The organism is Mycobacterium sp. (genome assembly GCF_035499775.1).
Taxonomy (GTDB): domain Bacteria; phylum Actinomycetota; class Actinomycetes; order Mycobacteriales; family Mycobacteriaceae; genus Mycobacterium.
Map to the genome: position 1 here is coordinate 1 of NZ_DATJYB010000295.1, position 4,620 is coordinate 4,620.

Below are 4,620 nucleotides of genomic sequence, written 5' to 3' on the forward strand. Positions count from 1 at the left end.
CCGGTCGCATCCGATGCGAATGGCACCATCGCCAAGTCCTACCAGCTCAAGATCGACGCCGGACAGCCTGGCTACAAAGACACGCGTGGAGTCGAAATCGACCACGGCTACGTCGAGCGCACGACGTTCATAGTGGGCCGCGACGGCAAGATCTCCGCCACGGTCGGCGGCGTCGCGCCAACGAAGAACGTCGAGGCGGCTCTGGACGAGGTACAGAAGCTCGCTCCGAGGAGATAAGAGTTCCCGGCGCGCCGGTTCGAGTCGCGGCGGGAAGTCGCATTTCTTCGGGCATTAGTACAAGCGCCCGCCGTTGGGAACCGCACGGTCCGGCGCGAAGAGAACGACGGCGCCGCGTTCATCCGGAAATCCCAACGTGAGGACCTCGGATTTGAACGGCCCGATCTGGCGCGGTCGAAAATTGACGACGGCGGCGACCTGGCGCCCGACGAGGCTATCAAGTGTGTAGTGCTCGGTAATCTGCGCACTGGAGCGCTTCTGGCCGATCGTCGGCCCGAAGTCGATGGTCAGACGATAGGCAGGCTTGCGGGCCTCAGGAAAGGGTTCAGCCGACACGATCGTTCCGACGCGAATATCGACCGCCAGGAAGCTGTCGAACTCAATGATCGGTGCCGGCGGTGCGAGACCGTCGTGGGTGACATGCATGGAGGGGTTCCGGTGGCTGTGGGCGGTTCCACCTTGAATTGTGCCTCGTTCACGTCGCGAGACGCACTTGATGCCCCCGGTGGCCTCGGAACGGCGGGACGACCGGCGGCTCTCTAAGAAGTCGGCCGAGCGACGCCTGGCCGTCTCCCTCAAGCGAACGAACCTGGTCGGCGCCTTCCGACCCTCGTGACGGCGCGGCAGGCTGCTCCGGTCGGTTCGCCCGCGTATTTCATCGGTTTCGACCACGGAAGCGCAGGGACGCGCTGATCCCGCTGCGCGGATCTTTCGTCTCTCCTCGATGAGCTCGTGTCCGCGCTCGAGTCGATGCTGAACGTGCGAAACGCGATGGTGTTGCTGACCGACACTCGTGGTCAGCAGCTCTATACGGACGCGCGCCGGGGCTACGAGCGGTCGGGCATCGGTTCGGAAATGGCATTTGGCGACGGCGTGATCGGCGTTGCGGCGCGGGCCTGCACCCCGATCCGGCTGACCCACGCGGCCGCCGAGTACTCCTACGGACGGACGGTGCGCGAGCGTGCCGAGGCGGATGGACTTGCGGAGTCCCTGACGACCCAGATCCCTTTCGCTGGCCTCGAACGCAGCGGCGGTCGGCTGGCCGTAGCGATCATGTCTTGCGGGCAACTGATTGGGGTTCTCTACATCGAGAGTCCCGAGGAACAGCGATTCCGGTATGACGACGAGGATGCACTGGTCGCGATCCCGACGCAGGTGGGAACGGGGATCCGCCTGCGGCAGCAGGCCGAGGAGCGTGAGTAGGTGACGACATCGGTGATTCCGGATCCAGCTCAGGTGCCAGTATCGGGACGACCTCGCGTGCCGCTTCGGAATTGTCTGCCAGCAATTCCTTGACTTCTTCGCAGCCTTGCAGACCGTCGGCGCTGTCGAAACGCGCCTACTTCCCGATTTCGCCAGGCGCTGAATCGGGCGCCCTTCTCGAACCTCCGCGGCGCACGCCCAGAGGCCCCCGCTGTCGGGCCGGGCCTTCCATCGACTGAGTCGGTTGCAGCCGGCCGCGCGTGGCGACGTGACGATGAGGGATTGCCAACGCCGTGGGAACCGCTCCGAGCACCGGGTGCCGCCGGCAGCCCGGCGTTTGGTCGTCAGTCCGTCACGTGCGTGATGCGCAGGATGTGGCGAAGGGTTGCCAGTTCCCGACGGTGTCTGGTCGCAACGCGACGCACGAGTGCCGCACCGCGGGCCGTCAGTCGGACCTCGACCCGGCGCGCGTCGTCCGTGCTCTGTTGCTTGCGGACGAGCCCGCGCGCAACGCTCCTCTTGATCAGTGCGGTCGTCGCATGCGGACTCGCCTGCAGGCGCTTGGCGAGCGACCCAACCGGCGCCCAGTCGCGAGATGTCTGCCCGGCGATGTGCAGGAGCAGCAGGTATTGCGTCTGCGTCAGCCCCGCTTCACGCGACGCAGCGACGCTGAAGCGCTGAAACCGCGCGAGTTGGTGGCGAAACTCCGACAGGGCAACGAGTTCTTTTCGAGTGATCACGTACGAGTGCACCCGGTGCCGAACCAGCGGTGCTTATAGCATGTGGTGATGCATATGGCTCAGCGTGGAATGTGCTTACGGGCTGGTCGAGCGCGGAGCCAGCTAGCCCGGTTCCTTCGGCGCCTCGGTGTCGACCGGCAGCGCGTACTCAAGCCAGTCCGGACCAAAGATCTCAATCGGATGCTGCGTACGGTCCGTCCCGTTTCCGCATCGCAAGTCGTCGGCGGCGCAATACCTGTTGCAGCCCCAACAGATGCGTTCGGGGTGCGCGGGATACTCCGGAAGGCGGCGACTCATGCTCGGCGTGAACTTCGGATTGCGATGCGCTCTCCGCCCTCGGCCGCGTGGCCGAGGGTTGCGTCACCATATCCCGTCAGCTGCGCGTCGTGCGATACGGACAGACCGAATGGTTCGCCTAGATCCCACCAGGTCGGATACGGCGTTAGGCTGATGCGGGCATGGCGCGAGCTGTGTCACCCCGCACGCCCCTGTTTCGGTAGTCGCGGTCGTCGGTCCGCGTCTCGACCCGTCCCGCGCCGACGATTTGGCCCCGGCAGTGTAGTAATCGGAACCGCACGGCCGAGAAATTCGCGGCGACGGCCAAGCCGCCGGCGACGCCCAGCGCTGCTCGACGGCCGACAAAACGGTGAGGCACGCTAGCGTACGCAGTCGCGCAGATGGCTCCGGGCGGGGTGTGGTCACGCGTCCTTCGCCGAAGACGCAAAATGGGAAGTTGCGGTGACCGCGCGCATCAAGTGTTCGCGCTTAACCGTCTCCGGTGGCCCGGCGCCCGAGGTGCAGAATGCGCTCGCGGACCGATTCTTCCTCGTGCTGCGTGCGCATGGGCTTCAGCAGGTCGCTGCGGCTGACGATGCCGACCAGGCGCAGTTCCGCCGGGTCATCGACCACCGGGAGCCGCTCGCGGCCGAGTGCCGCAAGTCGGTGGGCGATCGAACGGCAGGTCTCCGTGGGCAGCGCGAACTCGGGTGACACGCCGGTGTCGAGCACCCGGCCGATTGGCTGCGCGGCCGACTCGGGCCCGAGGGCGACGATGGTGGGCCGATCGACCATCCCCACAAGGCGGCCCTCGGTAGTCAGAGGATAGGCGCGATGGCGTTGGCCCGCTCCGAAAAACCGCGTGTGCACGTCGGCGACGCAGAGCGTTGCCGGTACCTCTATCACCGTGCGGGTCATCACCTCCTCGACAGAATGGCGCTCAAGGACGTCGACACCGTACTCACGAAACACATGGCGGCCGCGTCGCGCGATCTTCTCCGTGAGAATCGAACGCGGCATCACGATGACGGTGAAGCCGTAGGCGACCGCGCAGGCGAGGATCGTCGGCAGGAAAGCGTTGCTGTCGTGTGTCAGGCCGAAGGCGAACACGACGGCAGTCAGCGGCGCGCGCATCGTTCCACCCAGGATCGCCGCCATGCAGACGAGCGCCCAGAGCTCGGGACTTCCGCCCGGTAGCCAGCGACTCAGCAACGAGCCAAGCCCCGCGCCCATCATCAGGAGCGGTGCCAGCACGCCGCCGGACGTGCCCGACCCGAGGGCCACCGCCCAGATCACCAGTTTGACGACCAGGAGAGCCAGAACCGCCGAGGCAACCAGGTGGTTTGCGAGCAGATCTCCGATCACGTCATAGCCGACACCGAGCGCGCGCGGTGCGATCAGGCCACCGATGCCGACGACCAGCCCCCCAAGTGCCGGCCACCACATCCAGTGGACCGGAAGGCGTCCGAACAGGTCCTCGATTCTGTAAAGCAGCAACGTCATCGCCGCCGAGACGACGCCGCTTGCGAGCCCTGCCACGCAGCAGGACACCAGTGCCGTCCACGTTGCGGGCGGCGTCGCCCCTGGAAACAACGGTCCCGCACCCGCCCATAGTGGACGCAGAAAGCCGGCAACGGCGCAGCTCAGAGCGACCGGCAGCAGGCTGCGTGGACGCAGTTCGAAAAGCAACAGTTCGACCGCGAGCAAGATCGCCGCGAGCGGCGTGCCGAAAACGGCTGTCATGCCGGCACAGGCACCGGCGACCAGCAGCGCTTTGCGCTCGGCGGCGGTCAAATGAAAGGCCTGTGCGAGCAGGGACGCCGCGGCACCGCCGGTCATGATGATCGGGCCTTCGGCGCCGAACGGCCCGCCGCTGCCGATCACGATGCCGGACGACAGGGGCTTGAGCATGGCAACCTTCGGTGACATCCGGCTCTTGCCGAACAGGATGGCCTCGATCGCCTCCGGGATGCCGTGACCGCGGATCTTTTCGCTTCCAAACCGCGCCATCAGGCCGACGATCAGCCCGCCGATTGCCGGCACCAGGATGACCCAGGCCCCCAGGTGATTCTCCGCCGGGGAACGAGCGACGAGCGAAAACGTCTGGAAGAAGAACAGATTCGTGAAGAAGCGGATCGCGCTAAGCAGGAACATGGCGCCGGCA

At 66.1% G+C, this 4,620-nt stretch carries 5 protein-coding genes and 1 pseudogene; 2 read left to right on the forward strand and 4 right to left on the reverse strand.

Annotated features, from left to right (window positions below; genetic code table 11):
* Nucleotides 1–237 (forward strand): hypothetical protein (locus tag VML93_RS18885; RefSeq protein ID WP_325613007.1); only part of this gene is annotated, 237 nt, incomplete at its 5' end.
* Nucleotides 238–291: 54 nt separating this feature from the next.
* Here VML93_RS18885 and VML93_RS18890 read toward each other — a convergent pair.
* Nucleotides 292–663, reverse strand: coding sequence for a tRNA-binding protein (locus tag VML93_RS18890; RefSeq protein ID WP_325613009.1), 372 nt, complete (start codon nucleotides 661–663; stop codon nucleotides 292–294).
* A 288-nt stretch (nucleotides 664–951) separates the two neighbouring features.
* On the opposite strand from VML93_RS18890, the pseudogene VML93_RS18895 reads away from it, so the two are divergent.
* Nucleotides 952–1,440, forward strand: a pseudogene (locus VML93_RS18895) (GAF domain-containing protein); the annotation flags it as partial.
* Nucleotides 1,441–1,784: 344 nt separating this feature from the next.
* Here VML93_RS18895 and VML93_RS18900 read toward each other — a convergent pair.
* The 3 genes from VML93_RS18900 to VML93_RS18910 all read right to left on the reverse strand — a co-directional run.
* Nucleotides 1,785–2,180 (reverse strand): MarR family transcriptional regulator, encoded by a 396-nt coding sequence (locus VML93_RS18900; RefSeq protein ID WP_325613011.1) that lies wholly within the window; start codon nucleotides 2,178–2,180, stop codon nucleotides 1,785–1,787.
* Between the two features lie 102 nt (nucleotides 2,181–2,282).
* Nucleotides 2,283–2,477 (reverse strand): DUF3079 domain-containing protein, encoded by a 195-nt coding sequence (locus tag VML93_RS38645; RefSeq protein WP_325613013.1) that lies wholly within the window; start codon nucleotides 2,475–2,477, stop codon nucleotides 2,283–2,285.
* 468 nt (nucleotides 2,478–2,945) lie between these two features.
* A partial coding sequence (locus VML93_RS18910; protein ID WP_325613015.1) for a chloride channel protein occupies nucleotides 2,946–4,620 on the reverse strand: 1,675 nt, incomplete at its 5' end.